General features: G+C 67.3%; 14 protein-coding genes. 6 read left to right on the forward strand and 8 right to left on the reverse strand.

Annotated elements, in window-relative coordinates:
* From AC1RRR_RS03780 to AC1RRR_RS03790, 3 genes are all read left to right on the forward strand, one after another.
* On the forward strand, positions 1-1,473 hold the full coding sequence (locus AC1RRR_RS03780) for a S10 family serine carboxypeptidase-like protein (RefSeq protein WP_492810678.1): 1,473 nt from the start codon (positions 1-3) through the stop codon (positions 1,471-1,473).
* Between the two features lie 11 nt (positions 1,474-1,484).
* Positions 1,485-3,014 carry a S10 family serine carboxypeptidase-like protein gene (locus tag AC1RRR_RS03785; protein ID WP_492810680.1) on the forward strand — a complete coding sequence of 510 codons (1,530 nt, stop codon included), beginning with the start codon at positions 1,485-1,487 and terminating at the stop codon, positions 3,012-3,014.
* A 158-nt stretch (positions 3,015-3,172) separates the two neighbouring features.
* Complete coding sequence (locus AC1RRR_RS03790; protein WP_492810681.1) at positions 3,173-3,886, forward strand: DUF6683 family protein; 714 nt, start codon at positions 3,173-3,175, stop codon at positions 3,884-3,886.
* Here AC1RRR_RS03790 and AC1RRR_RS03795 read toward each other — a convergent pair.
* Positions 3,875-4,903, reverse strand: a complete 1,029-nt coding sequence (locus AC1RRR_RS03795; protein WP_492810682.1) for a LacI family DNA-binding transcriptional regulator — start codon at positions 4,901-4,903, stop codon at positions 3,875-3,877. The genes AC1RRR_RS03790 and AC1RRR_RS03795 overlap by 12 nt on opposite strands.
* A 130-nt stretch (positions 4,904-5,033) precedes the next feature.
* Between AC1RRR_RS03795 and AC1RRR_RS03800 the strand changes: the two genes are divergently transcribed.
* A complete protein-coding gene (locus tag AC1RRR_RS03800; protein WP_492810684.1) occupies positions 5,034-5,762 on the forward strand; it encodes an IclR family transcriptional regulator in 729 nt (242 codons plus the stop codon).
* Between the two features lie 18 nt (positions 5,763-5,780).
* On the opposite strand, the gene AC1RRR_RS03805 is transcribed toward AC1RRR_RS03800, so the two are convergent.
* The 5 genes from AC1RRR_RS03805 to AC1RRR_RS03825 form a co-directional block, all read right to left on the reverse strand.
* A complete protein-coding gene (locus AC1RRR_RS03805; RefSeq protein WP_492810686.1) occupies positions 5,781-7,187 on the reverse strand; it encodes a glycoside hydrolase family 30 protein in 1,407 nt (468 codons plus the stop codon).
* Positions 7,184-9,487, reverse strand: coding sequence for a beta-glucosidase (locus AC1RRR_RS03810; protein WP_492810688.1), 2,304 nt, complete (start codon positions 9,485-9,487; stop codon positions 7,184-7,186). Before AC1RRR_RS03810 ends, AC1RRR_RS03805 begins: the two co-directional genes overlap by 4 nt.
* Positions 9,488-9,507: 20 nt before the next feature.
* Positions 9,508-11,040, reverse strand: coding sequence for a tryptophan halogenase family protein (locus AC1RRR_RS03815; protein WP_492810689.1), 1,533 nt, complete (start codon positions 11,038-11,040; stop codon positions 9,508-9,510).
* A gap of 114 nt (positions 11,041-11,154) precedes the next feature.
* Positions 11,155-13,992 carry a TonB-dependent receptor gene (locus AC1RRR_RS03820; RefSeq protein ID WP_492810691.1) on the reverse strand — a complete coding sequence of 946 codons (2,838 nt, stop codon included), beginning with the start codon at positions 13,990-13,992 and terminating at the stop codon, positions 11,155-11,157.
* 155 nt (positions 13,993-14,147) lie between these two features.
* Positions 14,148-15,188 (reverse strand): LacI family DNA-binding transcriptional regulator, encoded by a 1,041-nt coding sequence (locus AC1RRR_RS03825; RefSeq protein ID WP_492810693.1) that lies wholly within the window; start codon positions 15,186-15,188, stop codon positions 14,148-14,150.
* A gap of 185 nt (positions 15,189-15,373) precedes the next feature.
* On the opposite strand from AC1RRR_RS03825, the gene AC1RRR_RS03830 reads away from it, so the two are divergent.
* Together AC1RRR_RS03830 and AC1RRR_RS03835 are read left to right on the forward strand one after the other, a co-directional pair.
* A complete protein-coding gene (locus AC1RRR_RS03830) occupies positions 15,374-16,441 on the forward strand; it encodes an alginate lyase family protein (RefSeq protein ID WP_492810694.1) in 1,068 nt (355 codons plus the stop codon).
* A 54-nt stretch (positions 16,442-16,495) separates the two neighbouring features.
* Entirely contained in the window at positions 16,496-17,068 is a 573-nt protein-coding gene (locus tag AC1RRR_RS03835) for a DUF2939 domain-containing protein (protein ID WP_492810696.1), read from the forward strand.
* Here the strand turns inward: AC1RRR_RS03835 and AC1RRR_RS03840 are convergent.
* Both AC1RRR_RS03840 and cobS read right to left on the reverse strand, forming a co-directional pair.
* Positions 17,065-17,535, reverse strand: a complete 471-nt coding sequence (locus AC1RRR_RS03840; protein ID WP_492810697.1) for a tyrosine phosphatase family protein — start codon at positions 17,533-17,535, stop codon at positions 17,065-17,067. The two genes, AC1RRR_RS03835 and AC1RRR_RS03840, sit on opposite strands and share 4 nt — an antisense overlap.
* Positions 17,532-18,287, reverse strand: coding sequence for an adenosylcobinamide-GDP ribazoletransferase (cobS, locus tag AC1RRR_RS03845; RefSeq protein WP_492810699.1), 756 nt, complete (start codon positions 18,285-18,287; stop codon positions 17,532-17,534). Before cobS ends, AC1RRR_RS03840 begins: the two co-directional genes overlap by 4 nt.

Consider the following 18,287-nt stretch of genomic DNA (forward strand, 5'->3'; position numbering starts at 1 on the left):
ATGGCCAAGACGAACCTTCTCCTGCTGGGCCTGGCCAGCGCATGCCTGATGAGCTCGGCCGCCGTGGCGGCGCCGCCTGATTGGGTCGCGACCCGCCACACCATGCCGCTGGGCGGCAAGACCCTGGCCTATGAGGCCGAGGTCGGCCGCGTGCCGATCCGCGACGCCGAGACCGGCGACGTTCACGGCTATATGGGCTTCATCGCCTATCGCGTGCCCACCACCGGGAAGCCGCGTCCGGTGACCTTCGTCTGGAACGGCGGTCCGGGCGCCAACTCGGCCACGCTGCATTTCGAGATGGTAGGACCCAAGCGCGGGGAGGGGGCTTCCCTCGTCGACAACCAGGAAACCTGGCTGGCCGACACCGACCTCGTCTTCGTCGACCCGATCGGCACCGGCTTCAGCCGCCCGACTCGCTCTGAGTACCGCAAGGAATTCTACGGCACCGTCGGCGACGTCGCTTCGGTCACCGAGTTCATCCGCGCCTGGCGCCTGCTGAGCGGCGCCGAGGCCGCGCCGATCTATCTGGCCGGCGAAAGCTGGGGCGCGGGCAGGGCGGGCAGCGTCGGCTACAGCCTGATCAAGCGCGGCATCCCGGTGAAGGGTCTTGTCCTGATTTCCGGCGGCTCGGGCCTGAAGGCCGAGCGACGCGATCCCAGCGTCAGCGCCGCCATGCGGGTCACGGACCTCGCCGCCACGGCGCTCTATCACGGCAAGCTGTCGCCCAGCCTGGGCAAGGACCGCGCGGCCGTCCTGGCGCGCGTCGAGGCCTGGGGCCGCGAGACCTACGCGCCGGCGCTCGCCAAGATCAACGAGCTGTCGGACGCCGACCGCGAGCGGATCGCCGGCGAGCTGGCCGGCTATATCGGTCTCAAGCCCGAGCAGATCGACCGTAAAACCCTGGTCGTCACGCCGCGTCAGTACCGCGAAAATCTGCTCAAGCCCGACGGCAAGCCGTTGAATATCTTCGATATGCGACTGACCCAGTCGCCGAACGAAGACTTCGACAAGGCCGTGCCGCGCTATATCCGCCACGACCTGGGCTATCACACCGACCTGCCGTATGTCGGCAATGAGCGGCTGGACGAGGCCTATTCGCCGACCGGCAAGTTCGGCGGCGGGCCGGGCGCGGAGTGGAACTACGCCACCGCCGAGGCCACGCCCGAGGTCGTCGCGGCGGCGATAAAGGTCGCCCAAACCACGGGCGGCGGCCCGCCGGTGATCGGCCCGCCACTGCCCTCGACGGCCGAGGCTGTCGGCCTGGACGCCAAGCTGAAGGTGATGGTCGTGGCCGGACGCTACGACTCCCTCAACAGCTGCACCGAGAACGACGAGACCGCCCGCCAGCTGCCGGCGCCGCTGAAGGCCGCCTTCAGCTTCAAGTGCTACGACGGCGGTCACATGTTCTATCGCGACCAGCCCTCGCGCCTGGCCTTCACCCGCGACTTCCGCGCCCTGCTGCAAGCCCGCTGAGAGCTTCCGACATGAAAACCGCGCTTCTCGCCGGCGTCCTGGCCGGCGCCATGGCCTTCGCCAGCCTCTCCTCAGCCGCGCCGATCGCGCCGCACGAGGACAAGACCGTCACTACCCGCCACCAGATGACGGCCGGGGGCAGGGCGCTAACCTATACGGCTCGCGCCGGCCTGCTGCCGATCTATGTCAACGACACCGGCGAGCTGATGGCATCGGTGTTTTTCATCGCCTACAGCGTCCCGACCCCGGTCGGCGCGCCGCCGCGCCCGGTGACCTTCCTGTGGAACGGCGGGCCGGGCTCCAATTCGGCCCAGCTGCAGTTCATGGGCGTCGGCCCCAAGCGTCCGACGACGGCCGCGACCTATCCGGACTACGGCCCCAACACCGAGACGCCGCTGATCGACAATCCCGACAGCTGGCTGGCGACCAGCGACCTGGTGTTCATCGATCCGGTCGGCACCGGCTTCAGCCGCGCCACCAGCAAGGATTTCCGCGACGTGCTCTACAGCTCGCGCGGCGACTCCGAGGCCGTGGCCGAGGCGATCCGGGTCTATCTGACCCGCTACGACGGCTGGCAGCAGCCGCTCTATATCGGCGGCGAGAGCTACGGGACCACGCGCGCCATGCTGGTGGCCGAAGCGCTGGAAAAGCGCCGCACGCGGCTATCGGGCGTCATCCTGATGTCGGGCGACTACGCCGTCGGCCAGAAGGTGTCGCCGGCCTTGGCTCAAGCCCTGTCGATCACCGAGTTCACGGCCATCGCGCACTACCACAAGCGCCTGCCGGCAGATCTCCAGACGCTGTCCAGCACCGAGGCCGAGAAGCAGGCCGAAGCCTGGGTGAGGGCGGTTTACGCGCCGGCGCTGGAAAAGCGTGATGCTCTGAGTGCGGACGAACGCGCCGCCGTTTTGGCGGGGCTGCAACGCTTCACGGGCGTCGATAGCCAGTTCGTCGACGCCAAGACGCTGCGCCTGGACAGCGGCGTCTTCTTTGACCGACTGCTGGCCGACAAGGGCTTCGAACTGGGCCGCTACGACGGTCGCATCACGCTGAAATCACGCCCCGAAGGCACGCCGTGGCTGCCGACCGGCGACCCCAGCCTGCAGCGCATGGCCGACCTGATGAACGGCACGTCGCGGGTCTATAACGGCTATATCCGCCACGACCTGGGTTTCGAGAGCGACCTGGCTTATCGCGGCCCGTTCGGCGGCGCCTTCCATCCCGAACCGCTGGACGTCGATGCCCGCAGTGGCGTGGCCGCCGACTGGATGACACGCATGTTCAAGATGGACCGCAGCGACCAGCCCGAGCCGCCGTTGGCGCGCGCCATGCGGATCAATCCCAAGCTCCGGGTCTGGAACGTGCGCGGAATGTATGACGCCTCATGCGCGGCCATGAACGAAGCCGTGGCCCAGTCGCCGGCGGATCTGCGTCCGCGTGTTTCGGCGACGTGCCTGGTTGGCGGCCACATGTTCTATTCGGACCGCGACACGCGACAGGTGTTCAAGCGCCAGTTCGACAGCTTCGTCGCGGGCAAATAGAACCAGCGCCGCTATCGTTTCGGAGCGTCCATTATTTCCGATAATATATCTTAGACGATAAATGGATCAGCGTTTCCCTCTGCCGTTATTCCGCCCCGTTATGTCGCTGACTTACCGCCCGACTAAGTTCGCGCCACAACGCAATCGGGAGAAATGGCATGGCTCGATCGGCAGCGGTTCTTCTCGTCGGCGCGGTCCTGACGATCGCGGCGCCGGCGCGCGCCCAGGACATGGTCAATGTCTATCTGATGGACGGCGGCGCGTTTAACAACGCGCTGAACGCCAGCACCATCGTCTCGCGGACCAAGGCGCTGCTTGGCGATCAAGCCAAGTCGCCGGCCAGCGCGCCGCCGCGTTCCGCGCTGGTTTCCGGCAAGAGCCTGCGGTTCGTATCGACGCCTGGCGCCACCGCGATCCCGGCCATGGCGTCTACGTATCCCGCTTCAAAACGAACTGAGGTTACGTCGGTTTTTCAACAGCTTCTGGGAAAGTTTGGTGGGATCGAGCGCCTGTTCGGCCAGCCCGATCACGACCTGCCGACCGCCCTATCGCTGTATGTCGCCACCAGCTACGAGGCCGTCACGGGCACGCAGGTGACGCCGCAACAGGCCCGGCCGCTGATCGCCCAGATGCGCGGCCTGCTCCAGGGCGAGCCCGGTGTCGCCGGCGCGTCCGACGCCGAGAAGCAGAAGCTCTACGAGCAACTGGCCGTCACGGGCATGTTCACCTCGGTGGCGACGATGGAGCTGAAACAGAAACCCAATCCCGTCGCCAGCGACCGGCTGAAGGCCACTGCCCGCGCCAATCTGACCCAGCTGGGCCTGGATCCCGACCGGATTCGCTTCGGCGAGAACGGCCTGTCAGCGCGGTGAGCTGACGGACTGGCGGTGCATCAGCGTCAGCTCGATCGGCTCCTGCGGCCAGTTCAGGCGCTTGCCGTTGATCATCTCCAGCAGACGCTCGGTGGCGGCCTGGGCCATGTCGACCAGCGGACGGCGGATCGTGGTCAGTGCGGGCGTGATGATCGAGGCGATGTCGCTGTCGTCGAAGCCGACGACCGACAGCTGATCCGGAATGGCCAGGCCGCGCTCGCGGGCGGTCTTGACGACGGCGGCGGCCATAATGTCGTTGGCGGCGAAGATCGCTGTCGGCGGCTGGTCCAGCGCCAGCAACGCCTCGGCGGCTGCGAGGCCGCTCTCGAAGCCGTAGTCGCCCTTGCGCAGATAAGGCTCGGGCATGGCGCCGCCGATGCCTTCCAGGAAGCCGGCCTTGCGCTCCTGGGCCGAGCGGAAATGCGGCGGCCCCTCGATCATGGCGATGCGCTGGTGACCTAGCGACTTGAGATGCTGGCCAAGCGCCCTACTGGCGCCCCGCTCGTTGCTGACCAGCATGCACGGATATTCAGGCATCGAGACCGAAGCGATGCCGACCGACGGCACGCCCAGGCGGGTCAGGCGCTCGGGAATGGCGGCGATCTCGGACGCCGGCGGCAGGACGATCAGCCCATCCACCCGTGAGCGACGCACGAAGGTCTCGACGTCGGCCGCGACATCGGGATTACCCGACCGCACCGGCCGCACGACCAGCTCGTAGCCGTGCGAGGAACAGGCCTCGACGATGCCCCGCTGCAACGGACCGATGACGTGGGCGTTGGGGTCGTCCTGCACCATGGCGATCAGGAACGACCGGCCTGAAGCCAGCGCCCGCGCCCGGGTGCTGGGCGCGTAGCCTAGGCGTTCGATGGTCTCGAGCACCCGCTTGCGGGTCTCGTCGCCGACATTCGGCGACTCGTTCAGGACGCGGGAAACGGTTCGAATCGAGACCTCGGCCGCGATGGCCACGTCGTCGATCGTCACCGACAAAGCAGCGCCAAAGTCCCCTACCCCCACGCGAGTCTCCCTGTTCCCATCATGTGGATATAACGGCATTTGTCTGAGTGCTAGCGATAGCAGATAGTGTGCCAGCGCTGGCAGATTTGATGATACCTACAGCGCCGATCATCCGCGGAAATGCCTCGCCATGCTCGTGACCAGCGAAACCAAGACCGAAAAGGTCAGCCAGACCCTGTTGCGCGCGCTGGATATCCTGGACGCCGCGCGTGGCGGTCCGGTGGCGCTGACCGAGCTGGAACGCAAGCTGGGCCTGACCCGCAGCACGGCGCACCGCCTGGCCTCGGCCCTGGTCGATCGCCGCCTGCTGACCCACGACCCGCGCAAGGGCTACCGCCTGGGCCCGAAGCTGATGGACCTGGGTTTCCAGGCCAAGGAGGCGACCAGCCTGGCCGTCGTCTCCCAGCCGTTCCTGGACGGTCTGGCCCAGCAGATGGACGACGCCACCAACCTGGCGGTCCGTGACGGCGATGACGTCGTCTATATCGCCCGCTCGCCTAGCCGCCGTCGCGTGGCCGTGCGCCACCAGGTCGGCGACCGCAACCGCGTCAGCAACACGGCTCTGGGTCGCGCTTTGATGCTAGACGCCTCGGAAGAGGCCTGGGCGACCTATTTTTCGGATGAGGATCAGCACCTCGCCCGGGACCAGGGGCTGGGTCGCCACTTCGACGAGGCCGGCGATTGCATCCGCTGCGTCGCCGCCCCGATCCGCGACGCCAGCGGCGCCATCGTCGCGGCCATGAGCCTGTCCAGCATTCCGCAATATATGGACGAAGAGCGGATGGAGCAGGCCAGCCAGGGCGTCATCGCCGCCGCCAACGCCATCAGCCGCCGGCTGGGCTGGGGCTGGGAGACCTGAGCGGCCTCCCAGCTTAGATCACCAGGTGAAGGTGCCGGCCGCGCGGGCCGGCAGGGTCGCCTTGAAGGTCTGCTTGCCTTCGGTGATCGCGAAGTCGGCCGGCGCTTGTCCGACGTTCAGCACGATCAGCACCCGGCCGCCGTCCTTGTTCTGGAACGCCACGCTGCGCAGGTCGCCGACCTTGGCCGGAGAACCGATCCGCGTCGCGCCCGGCTTCACGAACCGGCTGGCGTGACCGAAGGCGTAATACTCCTGGGTCCGCGTGATCGCGCCGGTCTGGCTGTCGATCGTCACGAACGGCCGGCAGTCCTTGCAGCCGCCAGCGTGCGGGCCGAATTGCTCGTCCAGGGCGAGGTTCCACATCAGGACGCCGCGTGAGCCGCCGCGCACCGAGCCGATGATCAGGTTCTCGACCATCCAGGCGAAGCTGTCGTCGAACTTCGGCGCCCACTCCCCGCCCGAGCACTCGGTCAGGAAGACGTCCTTGTCCGGATTGGCGTCGGTCACCGGCTGCTGGGCCGAGACGTCGCCCGCGTAGCAGTGCCAGGCCACGCCCGCCAGGAACGCGCGGGCCTTGGGATCGGCCAGCACGGTCGTCGGCTGCTGCGGCTGATCCCAGTTGTGGTCCCAGTCGAGGACCTTGGTGGTGATCTTGTCCCGCTTGAACACCGGGGCCAGATTCTCGCCGAAGAACCTGGCGCGGTCCTTGGCGTTCCACCGCATACCCGGATAGCTGTCGGGCTCGAAGTCCGGCTCGTTTTGGATGCTCAGATAGTCGGTCGGCACGCCGACCTTGCGGGCTTCCTGGATGTAGCGGGTGAAGAAGTCGGCATAGACCGGATAAGCCTCCGCCTTCAGCTGGCCCTGGACCAGCGAGCCGTTGGTCTTCATCCAGGCCGGGGCGCTCCACGGCGAGGCCATGACCTTGAGGTCGGGATTGATCTTCAGCGCCGCGCGGACGGTTGGGAAGACGAACTCCTGCGGCCGCTTCAGCGAGAAGTGCTGGAGCTTTGGATCAGCCGCCCCGCCCGGCGCATCGTCCAGGCTGTAGTGGTCCAGCGAGAAGTCCGAGGCGCCGATGGTGATGCGAGTGAAGCTGAAGCCCAGGCCGCCCTCCCCTCGCCCGTACAGCTCCTTCAGGAGTTTTTCGCGCGCGTCTGGGGTCAGCTTGTTCTGGATCAGCCAGGCCGACGAGTCCGTGATCGCGCCGCCGAAGCCGACGATCGACTGATGGCGCTCCTTGGTGTCGACGGCGATGACCGGCAGGCCGGCCACGACGCCGGCCGCCACCCCGCCTGAAGGCGCTTGAGCGGCCAGCAGTTGGCTCTTGTCGCCCGTGGTGACCCAGCTCTGCAGCTTGGGTGCGGCGACGGCCGGAGCCGCCGCGACAAGCGCGGCGGTGGCGAGGAGAGCGACCCGGATCACGGCTTGCGCGTCCAGGCCTTGAGGTTGGCCGTGCCGGTCAGGGCCATGTCGCCGGCGTGACCGCCGACGTACAGCGGATAAGCCCCGGCCGGGATCGTCCAGCCCGGCTTGGCGACGTCGTAGTCAGCCAACAGGCGCGGTTCGACGGTCAGGGTGATCCGCTTGGTCTCGCCCGGCGCCAGGTCGACCTTCTCGAAGCCCGCCAGGCGGACCATCGACTTGCGCTTGCCGGCTGTCACGTAGAGCTGCGGCGTGTCGGCGCCGGCCACCTTGCCGGTGTTGGTGACGTCGAAGCTGACCTTCAGGCCCGCCGCGTCCTCGACCTTGAGGTTCTTGTAGCCGAACGAGGTGTACGACAGGCCGTAGCCGAACGGATACAGCGGCTGGCGCTTCTCCTGGACGTACCAGCGGTAACCGACGGCGGCGCCTTCCGGATACTTCACCGCGAAGCCCTTGATGCCGTCGACCTTCTGGCCGGCGCGGCGGGCGTCGTCGATGGCGGCCTGCTCGGCGAAGCCCGGCGCGCTGGCGCGGGGCGCCTGGTCGGCGGTCTTCGGGAAGGTCATGGCCAGGCGACCCGACGGGTTCACGTCGCCGAACAACAGGCGCGCGATGGCTTGGCCGCCGCGCTGGCCGGGATACCAGGCCTGCAGCACCGCGCCGACGCGGTCCAGCCACGGCATGGTCACCGGGCCGCCGGTCTCGAGCACGACGATGGAGTTCTTATTGGCCGCCGCGACCGCATCGATCAGGGCGTCCTGGTTCTCGGGCAGGACGATCGACGGCGCGTCCTGGGCTTCGGTCTGCCAGTGCCAGGCGAAGACGATGGCGACGTCGGCGTCCTTGGCGGCGGCTGCGGCGGCGGCCGGATCCTTGCCGTCGACATAGATCACCTGCGCGCCCGGCGCGGCGGCCTTGATGGCTTCCAGCGGGGACGAAGCGTGCCAGGTGACGCGGACGAACGAGGCGGCCTCGCCGCCGTTCAGCGGGATCTCGATCGGCGCGCCACCGACCGAACGCACCTGCGACGAGCCGCCGCCCGAGATCACGCCGACATCGGCATGGGCGCCGATCAGCACGATCTTCTTGGCCGTCTTGGCCAGCGGCAGCAGGTTGGCGTTGTTCTTCAGCAGCACCGAACCGCGCTCGGCCACGGCCTGGGCGACCTTGGCGTGGGCGTCGTAGTCGATCGGCTGGGCGGTCGTCGGGATCGGATTGTCCATCAGGCCCGAGGTGATCACCCCGTGCAGGATGCGGCGGACCATGTCGTCGACGCGAGCCTGGCTGACCTCGCCCTTGGTGATCGCGGCCTTGAGGTCGTCGCCGAAGAAGATCTGGGTGTCCAGCTCCTGGCCCGACTGCTGGTCCAGGCCCGCCAGCGCGGCCTTGACCGTGCTGTGCACCGCGCCCCAGTCGGACATCACAAAGCCCGGATAGTTCCAGTCGCGCTTGAGCACCTTGTTCAGCAGGAAGTCGTTCTGGCAGGCCCAGTCGCCATTGACCTTGTTGTAGGCGCACATGACCGAGGCCGGATTGCTCTTCTCGATCGCGATCTGGAAGGCCAGCAGGTCGCTTTCCCGCAGGTCGGCCTCGCCGATCTGGGCGTCCATCACATGGCGGCCGGTCTCCTGGGCGTTCAGGGCGAAGTGCTTGATCGTCGAGACGATGTGGTTGGACTGCACGCCCTTGATCTGCTCGCCGGCCATCTCGCCGGCCAGCAGCGGGTCCTCACCCAGATATTCGAAGTTACGGCCCGCCCACGGGTCGCGGGTCAGGTTGACGCCGCCGGCCAGCAGCACGTTGAAGGTCTTGGCGCGGGCTTCGGCGCCGATCATCGCGCCGCCGGCATAGGCCAGCTTGGGCTCGAAGGTCGAGGCCAGGGCCAGGCCCGACGGTAGGGCCGTGGCGACGTCGCCCTTGCGTTGCTCGACCTGGTTGGCCACGCCCAGGCTGGCGTCGCTTTCACGCAGGGTCGGGATCTTCAGGCGCGGCACGCCCGGCACGTAGCCGGCCGAAGGGATCATGTCGGCCGGCGCCGGCTTGGTGTTCGGCGGGAACAGGCCGTGCAGGTATCTGATTTTTTCATCAAGCGTCATCTGCTTGACGAGCGCGTCGGCGCGAGCCCAGGCCGGGTCGTTGGCGCGCGGGGCCAGCGGAGCGCTGTCCTTGGTCGGCATGGTCTGGGCCAGGGCGCCCGACATCGGAGTCAGGGCGAGCAACGCCACGGCGGCAGTGGTCCGGCACAGGATCCGCAATCCCGACAAGGACTGGGCGGATGAAGGCTGGGCAGCGGTCGTCATGGCGTTACTCCGTGTGAACATCAGGCTGTTGGAACAAGAGGTGGCGTGGCCAGCGGCGGCGCCTGGCACGTGCGGGCCACGAACTCGGCGTGGCTGGGCATTACGTTCAGGCACTTGCCGATGACCGCTTCGATGTTGCCGAGGTGCTTGGCGATGGCCTCGTCCGAATGGACGCGGACCAGCGGGTCGTAGCTGCGCGGGATCACGCCCTGGCCCAGGAACACCTGGATCCAGCTCTCCTCGGTGAAGAGCTCGTCGTCCTCGCGGAACACCCGGCCGTTTGCGCGGAACAGGTCCATCTTCCGCTGCAAGGTCGCGGGGACCTCCATGTCGCGGCAGTAGCGCCAGAACGGCGTGTCGTCGCGCACGGTGGCCTTGTAGTGCAGGATGATGAAGTCGCGGATGCGCTCGTATTCGAAGTCGCTCTGGCGATTGAACTCGTCGACATTGGCCTGGTCGAAGCCGCCGTCAGGCAGCAGGCGCACCAGGCGGATCACCGCCGACTGGATCAGATGCAGGCTGGTCGACTCCAGGGGCTCCATGAAGCCGCTGGCCAGGCCCACCGACACGCAGTTCTTGTTCCAGATCTTCTTGCGCTTGCCCGTCGTGAACCGCAACCGCATCGGGTTGGCGCGCTGGGCGCCGTCCAGATTGGCCAGCAGGACACGCTCGGCCTCGTCGTCGTCGATGTACTGGCTGGAATAGACATGGCCGTTGCCGGTGCGGTGCTGCAACGGGATGCGCCACTGCCAGCCGGAGTCATGGGCGGTCGAGCGGGTATAGGGCGTGAAGTGCTCCGAGCGCTCGGTCGGCACGGCGATGGCCCGGTCGGCCGGCAGCCAGTGCGTCCAGTCGTCGTAGCCGGTCTTCAGGGCCTGCTCGATGATCAGCCCCCGGAAGCCCGAGCAGTCGATGAAGAAGTCGGCGGCGATCACCGCGCCGTCGTCCATGGTCACCGACTGGACGAAACCGTCCTCGGGCCGCAGCGTGACGTCGACGATCTTGCCCTCGCGCCGCTGGACGCCGCGCGCCTGGGCATAGGTCGACAGGTGCTTGGCGTAGAGGCCCGCGTCGAAGTGGAAGGCGTGGGCGATGTGGCCGATCGGCGAGTCCGCCATGTCGGCCCGGGCGCGCATGAACTTGTCCTGCAGCGCCATGGCGTTGTTGATCGACAGGTCGTTGAAGTCGCCGGCTTGGCCCAGCTCGCGCATGCGCAGCCAGTACTGGTGCACCCGCAGCCAGCCCAGGTCCTGCCCCAGCACGCCAAAGCCGTGCAGGTAGCTCTCGCCCTTGCGGTACCAGTTGCGGAACTCGATCCCGAGCTTGAAGGACCCTTGCGTCTTGCGCAGGAAGTCGTCCTCGTCGATGCCCAGAAGTTCGTTGAATTTCTTGATGGCGGGGATGGTCGCCTCCCCGACCCCGACCGTGCCGATCTGCTCGGACTCGATCAGGACGATCTCATAGAGACCCTGGAACAGCCGCGAACACAGCGCCGCCGTCATCCATCCGGCGGACCCGCCGCCGGCGATCAAAATCTTCTTGAGCGGTTGCAACCACCCGCCTCCCGTTAAGTCGAAGGTCGGGGCCGCCGAAGCGACCCCGCCTCCGTTGGTTCTTGCCTGGCGAGCCCTGGCCGCGGGGGAGCGCGGCCAGGCTCAGCCTCCTGCTTAGAACCGATAGTTGACGCCGAACAGGATCTGCCGGCCGTACTTTTCGTAGGTCTCCGGCAGCGCGCCGCCGTTGCTGGTCTTGGTGCCGGTGCTGTCCAGACCCAGGCGGGTGCGGTACGGCGAGTCCGTCAGGTTGTTGACCTGCAGCAGGATGCCCAGGTTCTCCAGCGGACCGTCCTGGAAGGTGTAGCCGACCTGGGCGTCCACCTGCTTGTCCGCCAGGATCTCGGTGTAGCCGCGGGTGGCGAACAGCTGCACCACTTCGCCCTTGAAGGCCGAGCGGTAGCGCTGGCTGATCCGCGCCTGGAAGCCGCCGCGCTCGTAGTAGCCCGTGATGTTGTACACGCGCTTGGATAGGCCCGGGATGCGGACCGGCGAGGTGCTGGTGGTCGGGTTCAGGTTCGACTTGGTCAGCGACAGGCTGCCCTGCACGCCCAGGCCCTTCAGCAGGCTGGCGAACTGGCCGAAGTCCATCGCGCCGCTGAACTCCAGACCGCGCAGATTGCCGCCGTTGCCGTTGGCGGGCAGCGTGATCTGGCCGATCGGGTTGACGTTGGTGCCCGCCGGGATGCTGGCGCCGACCGGGATCGGAATGCCCGTGAAGTCGAACGTGCCGGTCTGCTGATAGATGTAAGTGTTCAGCTTCTTGTAGAAGCCGGCTACCGACACATAGGTCGCGGGGCTGATGTACCACTCGTAGGCCAGGTCGGCGGCGTCGGCCTTCCACGGGCGCAGGTGCGGGTTGCCGCCCGAAGCCGACCATGGATTGACGGTCGTGCCCGGACCGCAGGGCTGGCTGGAGCAGACCAGCGCATTGAAGCCCGGCGTGACGTTGGCGCGCATCTCGTCCATGCGCGGACGGGCCATGGTCTTGGACAGGGCCGCGCGGAGGCGGTGGCCGCCGCCCAGGTCGTAGATCAGGTTCAGGCTGGGCAGGACGTCGGTGTAGCTGTCCTTGGCGTTGATCTTGGTCGGAACGATCGGCTGGCCGGCCGTGGTGCCATTGATCACCACGCCGCTGGACGACTGCTCCTGGCGGACCACCTGGACGCCGACATTGCCGCGCAGGTCGCCAGCCGCGAAGGTGGCGCGGGCGAAGGCGGTCGTGACCTTCTCGTTGATGTCCCAGTTCTTGTCGTAGAAGTTGGCGTCCAGGATCGGGGCCCAGTTGTAGTACTTGCGCCAGGCGTCGCCGATCTTGACGCTGAGCACGCCGCCGAAGCCGGCGAAGCCCAGTTGGGTCGGATCGACCAGGTCGGCCCCGTCCACATAGACCTGCTGGCGACCGTTCTTGAGGAACAGGTCGTTGTCCGAGACGGTCTTGCCCTTGTCGCGCTCGGTGTAGTTCACGCCGCCCGACAGCTGGGTGATGAAGCCGTCCATCTCGTGCTCGAGACGGATGTCGACGGCGGTGACGTCTTCCTTGACGTGCGGGAAGCGGATCGAGCCGTCGTGGCCCCAGCCACCCCACGGGGCGCGGTCGCCCAGGGTGACGCGGCTGGCGTCGTCGTAGCTCAGGCCTTCGTTGTACTGCGAGAAGCCATCAGTGGAGACGCCGAAGCGGATGCCGTCATAGGTGCGGCCCACATCGCCCGTCGCCGGGGTGACGCCGCCAATGCCGCGGCCGTAACCCGCGTACGTCTCCATGACCTGTTCTTTCCGCTTGTTGGACGAATAGGACAGGTCGGCGACCACCTTGGTCTTCTCACCGAGCTGGTACTCGGTGTTCCAGCCGGCCGAGAACAGCTGGTCCATGCGGGTGTTGTAGTCGTTGCGAAGTTGCAGGACCGCGTTGCGGATCACGCCGCTGGTCGCGAACTTCGAGCCGCCGACATCGGCGGTCGTGACGTCCGAGAAGGTCACGCCGTCGGCGAACGGGTTCGAGAACCACTGGGCGCCGCGCACGACCTCCTTCTGCTTGAAGGTCGAGTAGTACAGGTCCAGCGTCGAGTGGATCTTGTCGTTGGGCTGGTACTCGAAGATGCCGATCCAGGCGTCGCGCTTGTTGTTGCGCGAGGTGGCGAAGATCTCCTGGCCGTTCAGCATCAGCGCGCCATCGGCGCTGTCGGGGCTGGTGGAGTCCGCTGGGAAGCCCTCGTAGCCATAGGCCTTGTAGTGTTTCACCTGAGACGGCGAATCCAGGTGGGCGTAGCCCAGGGCCACGCCGAACGTGCCGTCGGCGAACTGGTTGATGTAGCTGGCGCTGTAGCGGCCGCCCCAGTTGCTGGCGTCGTCATTCAGCTTCTTGCCGGCGGTCTTCTCGCCGCGGATGTTCACCGCGAGGGCGCGCTTGCCGTAGGCCAGCGGACGCACGACGCGCAGGTCGGCGGTGCCCGACAGGCCCATGCCCGAGACCTGGCCGTCCGGCGACTTGTAGATCACGACGCTGTTGAGCAGTTCCGACGGATACTGGTCGAACTCGACCGCGCGGTTGTCGCCCGAGCTGGCCTGCTGGCGGCCGTTCAGCAGCGTGGTGGTGAAGTCGGGAGCCAGGCCCCGGATCGAGATGACCTGGGCGCGGCCGTTGACGCGCTGGGCGGCCAGACCCGGCAGGCGGGCGATCGATTCCGCGATCGAGACATCCGGCAGCTTGCCGATGTCTTCGGCCGAGACGGCCTCGACGATCGAGGTCTCGTTCTTCTTGATGTTGATCGAGTTCTGGATCGAGGCCCGGATGCCGGTCACCACGATCGCGTCGACGGTCTCGTCGTCCTTCTGCGCCGGCGTCTGCGCCCAAGCCGTACCGGCCAGCGCCAGCGTGATCGCGGCGGCCGAGGCAGTAACGTAGAATTTCTGGACGGACGGACGCGCGCCGCCCTGAGTGCGGTTTCGCATAAGCTCTCCCCTCTGGACCCGCCCCTGCGCGGGCGAGCTATCGTTTTTGTTGTACGGCTGAACCTTGGCCGTGGAAGCGCTTCCATGGAAGCGCTTCCAATTGCCGGCAACACGACAACGTTGTCAAGATGGAAACAAACCCAACTTCAGGGAGCTTAGGCCAAGCCTGTCGTCTGGCGTGACACGACCGCGTGTTCCAACTGCTGGAAGATCGGTTCGGGGGAGGAATTCACCCCATTCAGGCGTGAAACCAGAAGTTCCACAGCCCTCTGGCCCAGCACCTTCACGGGCTGGTGGACCGTGGTCAGAGGCGGCCAGACAATGGCCGCGACGGGGGCGTCATCGAAGCCCGTGATCGACAGGTCGGCCGGGATGCTCAGGCCTCGGGCGTGGGCGGCCGACAGCACGCCGGCGGCCATGTCGTCATTGGCGCAGACCAGCGCCGTGGGCTTTAGCGGGTGGTCCAGCAGCTGCGGCGCCAGGTGAGTCCCCGAGCGGAAGGTGAAGTCGCCGCGCAGGACCACGCAGTCGCCCTCCCCCAGTCCCTGCTCTTCCAAAGCGCGCCAGAAGCCCTTCAGGCGGCGATCGGCTGACAAGTGGCCCTCCAGGCCGGCGATGAAGCCGAATCGGCGATGGCCCAGGCGCAGCAGTTCGCGGGTGACGTCGTAGCCGCCGGCCTCGTCGTCGACGCCGACGCCGTCGGTCGTGCCCCTGCCCGGCCCGCCCGGCGAGACGGTGACGACCTTGCACCCTTGCGCCAGCACGGCCTCGATCAGCCCCACGTCGTCGCTGTAGGGCGGCGACAGAATCAGGCCCTCGCAGCGCTGGGTGGTGATCAGGTCCAGCACGCGCTTGCGGTAATCGGGAGTCTGGTCCGGCACGTTCTGGACCAGCACCTGGTAGCCCAACGCAAGGCAGGCCCGCAGCGCGCCCAGTTCCAGGGCGGACTCGTAGTACGAGTTCGGATCGTTCTCCGGGTCCGAGGCGAACACGAAGGCCAGCAGTCGGGTGGCTCCGCCCGCCAGGCTGCGCGCCTGCGGATTGACCTTGTAGTCCAGCTGCTCGACCGCCTGCATGACGCGGGCGCGGACCTCGTCGCGGACATTGGGGCCGCCGTTGAGCACCCGAGACACCGTCACGCGCGCCACGCCCGATACGCGGGCGACGTCGTCGATGGTCGGTCTCTTGCTCGTCAAAACGCACTCCCCACGAAGGGCCGGAAGATGATCAGGAAAACCGCGCAAGACAAGCGATGTCCCGGCAGGTCCGACCAGTTCGTCATATTGGCATGACCAATAATTGACAAGCTTACAAATTGGTCAGATATCTTGCCGCAACACTCGCGCTGTAAGGCGGGTGACAAGCTTATGGGGAGATCGCCTTGAAGACCGCCTGGTTCGCCGCCTGCGCCTTGACCATCGTCGCGCCCGCGGCCCACGCCGCCGACTACGCCCTGCTGGGCCCGTCCTTCGGCAAGGGCGCGATCGCCCCCGCCCTGCCCGAGCAAGTGATCTCGCGCGCCACCGCCAATCTGGACCGCCCGCCCGGCGCCATCCCGCACGCCCACACCGAAGGCACCCTGCCCGGCAAGGGCATCCGCGAGATCAGCATCAAGGCCCGCGAGGACCAGCCGATCGTGCTGAACTTCGCCATCGCCTACCGCCTGACCGGCGATCGCAAGTTCCTGGACGCGACCGCCCGCTATCTCGAGAACTGGGCCGACATCTACCAGATCTCGTTCAACCCGATCGACGAGACGGGCTTCGACACGCTGCTGATGGCCACCGACCTGACGGAGAGCGACCTCCCCGCCCCCATCCGCGCCAAGGTCGACGCCTTCTGGCGCAAGATGGCGGTCGGCTATCTGGACGCCATGGACGCCGGCCCCAAGAACGCCGAGACCAACTGGCAGAGCCACCGCATCAAGCTGGCCACCATGGCCGCCTTCCAGACCGGCGACGCCAAGGTCATCGACCGCGCCCGCAAGGCCTATCAGAAACAGGTCGGCGTCAACCTCAACGCCGACGGCTCAACGTTCGACTTCCACGAGCGCGACGCCTTGCACTACGTCACCTACAACCTCGACCCGCTGCTGATGGCCGTGCTGTCGGCCAAGGCCCACGGCCAGGACTGGTACAGCTGGAAGAGCTCGGCCGGCGCCAGCCTGCCCCACTCGCTGGACTGGCTGACGGCCTTCGCCACCGGCGAAAAGGTCCACATCGAGTTCGCCAACTCCAAGATCCAGTTCGACCGCGACCGCGCCGGCGCCGGTCAGAAGGAATACGCTCCGCACCCGTGGGACGTGGGCAATGGCGTTTCGACCTACACCCTGGCCAGCCTGGCCGATCCCAAGTTCCTGACCCTGCGCGACGACCTGGTGAAGAAGACCAATCGCCGTCCGCCGGTCTGGGCCGAGATCCTGCGCGCTTCGCAAGTCCCGGCCCGCTAAGGGTTTGGTTGACCCGGCCTCCCCCGTCTGCCCCAATCGGCGGGGGAGAATTCGATGACTCGCAAGAACCGTATCCTGATCGGCGCCGGCGGCGTTGTGGCCGTGCTGCTGATCGCGTTGTATTTCGCTTCGCCGATCCTGGCGCTGCACAGCCTGACCGCCGCCGCCAAGGCCGGCGACAAGGTCGCGCTGGCGCAGAAGGTCGACTTCCCCGCCGTGCGCGAGAGCCTGAAGGCTCAGCTCAAGACGGCCATGACCCGCAAGTTCGAGGAAGACCCCGAACTGCGCGACAATCCGTTCGCCGCCTTCGGCCAATTGCTGATGGCGAGCGTGGTCGACAAGGCCGTCGACTCCTTCGCCACGCCCGAGGCCATCGCCAACATGGTGGCCACCAACGAGCCGCCCAAGACCGTCTCGACCGCGCCCGGCGGCCCGGTCCTCGAGCCGGCCAAGCCGAAGGCCAAGTCCGAGACCAAGGTCGGCTACCACTATGAAGGCTTCGACCACTTCCGGGTCAGCTATGCCGATGTGCGGGGCGGCGAGCGACTAGAGCTGGTGCTGAAGCGCCATGGGATCTTCGGCTGGCGACTGGTGCGGATCGACCTGCCAGGCTTGGCCAAGGGCTAGAGCCGCCAGTCGATCACGGTCCCTTCGAAGGCGTCGACGCCGCGTCCGATCCCGGCGATCGCGCGGCTCATGGCGCCGTCGCGCTGCAAGATCGTGTCGGCCAGGGCAACCATCAGGGCGTTCGGAGTCGCTTCCGGGCACAAGGCTCTTAGCTGGGCGGCCAGCACCTGCTCATCACCGCCGCGCGCGCAGGCCAGAATGTAGGCCGCCGCCGTCGAGCGGCTGACGCCAGCGAAGCAGTGGATCAGCAGCGTGGGTGTCGCCGCCAAGCCCAAGATCGTCTCGATCATCGCCGCCGAGGGCGCGACCAACCCTTCACGGTCCTCGGCGATGTCGTTGAACCGCAACAGGGTTCGAGGCCGCGCCACAGCCGGCGCCTCGGCGTCCGGCGAAATCAGCGACAGCACATGATCGGCCTCACCGGCCAGGCGCTCGACCGCCGAGATCGGACCGACCAGCAGCCTCACAGCAGCGCCGCCGCGCCCAGCAGGAAGCCGACCTCGAACAGTTGCTCGACCGCGCCCAGCACATCGCCCGTGTGACCGCCGATCAGCCGTTTGGCCAGCAGGGCCATGGCGATCGCCAGGACGGCGCCGCCCGCGATGCCGAGCAACGCAGCGCACATGGGCAGGAATACCAGCGGCCAGGCGGCAATCAGCAGAGCGACCAGCACCTCTATTGTCTTCACGCCCTGCGGCACAGGCTTCCACTTGCCCGCCTCGCCGCTCGGCGCATACGGCGTGACACGCATGACCACCACGGCGACGGCTCGTCCCAGGCCGTGAGCGGCCAACAGGATCAAGGCCGCCATCGGCGTCGAGGCCAACACGGTCGCCTTCAGGCCTAGCACCAGGACCAGGGCGCAGACGCCATAGGTCCCGACGCGGCTGTCCTTCATGATCTCCAGTCGCCGCGCCGGCGTCTGGCCACCGCCCAGGCCGTCGGCGGTGTCGGCCAGGCCGTCCTCATGGAAGGCGCCGGTGACCAGGAGCCCGACCGCTATCGCGAGTACAGCGGCCACGCCGCCGCCCCACACGCGCTCACCGACCAGCAGCACCAGAGCGCTGACCGCCCCGACGCCCTGTCCGACCAGCGGGAAATAGCGCGCCGAGCGGGTGATCCATTCGGGCTCGAAGGTCTTCAGGTTCGGCACGGGCACGCGGGTCAGGAACTGGATCGCGCAGACCAGCAGCCGAACCTGATGCCGCGCCCAGTCCAT

The organism is Caulobacter sp. GW821-FHT12D05 (genome assembly GCF_058807295.1).

What these genes read in the sequence shown, in the direction of transcription:
- AC1RRR_RS03785 (WP_492810680.1), top strand. Translation starts at nt 1,485, where the DNA reads ATGAAAACCGCGCTTCTCGCCGGCGTCCTGGCCGGCGCCATGGCCTTC.
- cobS (WP_492810699.1), bottom strand. Translation starts at nt 18,287, where the DNA reads ATGGACTGGGCGCGGCATCAGGTTCGGCTGCTGGTCTGCGCGATCCAG.
- AC1RRR_RS03790 (WP_492810681.1), top strand. Translation starts at nt 3,173, where the DNA reads ATGGCTCGATCGGCAGCGGTTCTTCTCGTCGGCGCGGTCCTGACGATC.
- AC1RRR_RS03820 (WP_492810691.1), bottom strand. Translation starts at nt 13,992, where the DNA reads ATGCGAAACCGCACTCAGGGCGGCGCGCGTCCGTCCGTCCAGAAATTC.
- AC1RRR_RS03780 (WP_492810678.1), top strand. Translation starts at nt 1, where the DNA reads ATGGCCAAGACGAACCTTCTCCTGCTGGGCCTGGCCAGCGCATGCCTG.
- AC1RRR_RS03835 (WP_492810696.1), top strand. Translation starts at nt 16,496, where the DNA reads ATGACTCGCAAGAACCGTATCCTGATCGGCGCCGGCGGCGTTGTGGCC.
- AC1RRR_RS03810 (WP_492810688.1), bottom strand. Translation starts at nt 9,487, where the DNA reads ATGACGACCGCTGCCCAGCCTTCATCCGCCCAGTCCTTGTCGGGATTG.
- AC1RRR_RS03800 (WP_492810684.1), top strand. Translation starts at nt 5,034, where the DNA reads ATGCTCGTGACCAGCGAAACCAAGACCGAAAAGGTCAGCCAGACCCTG.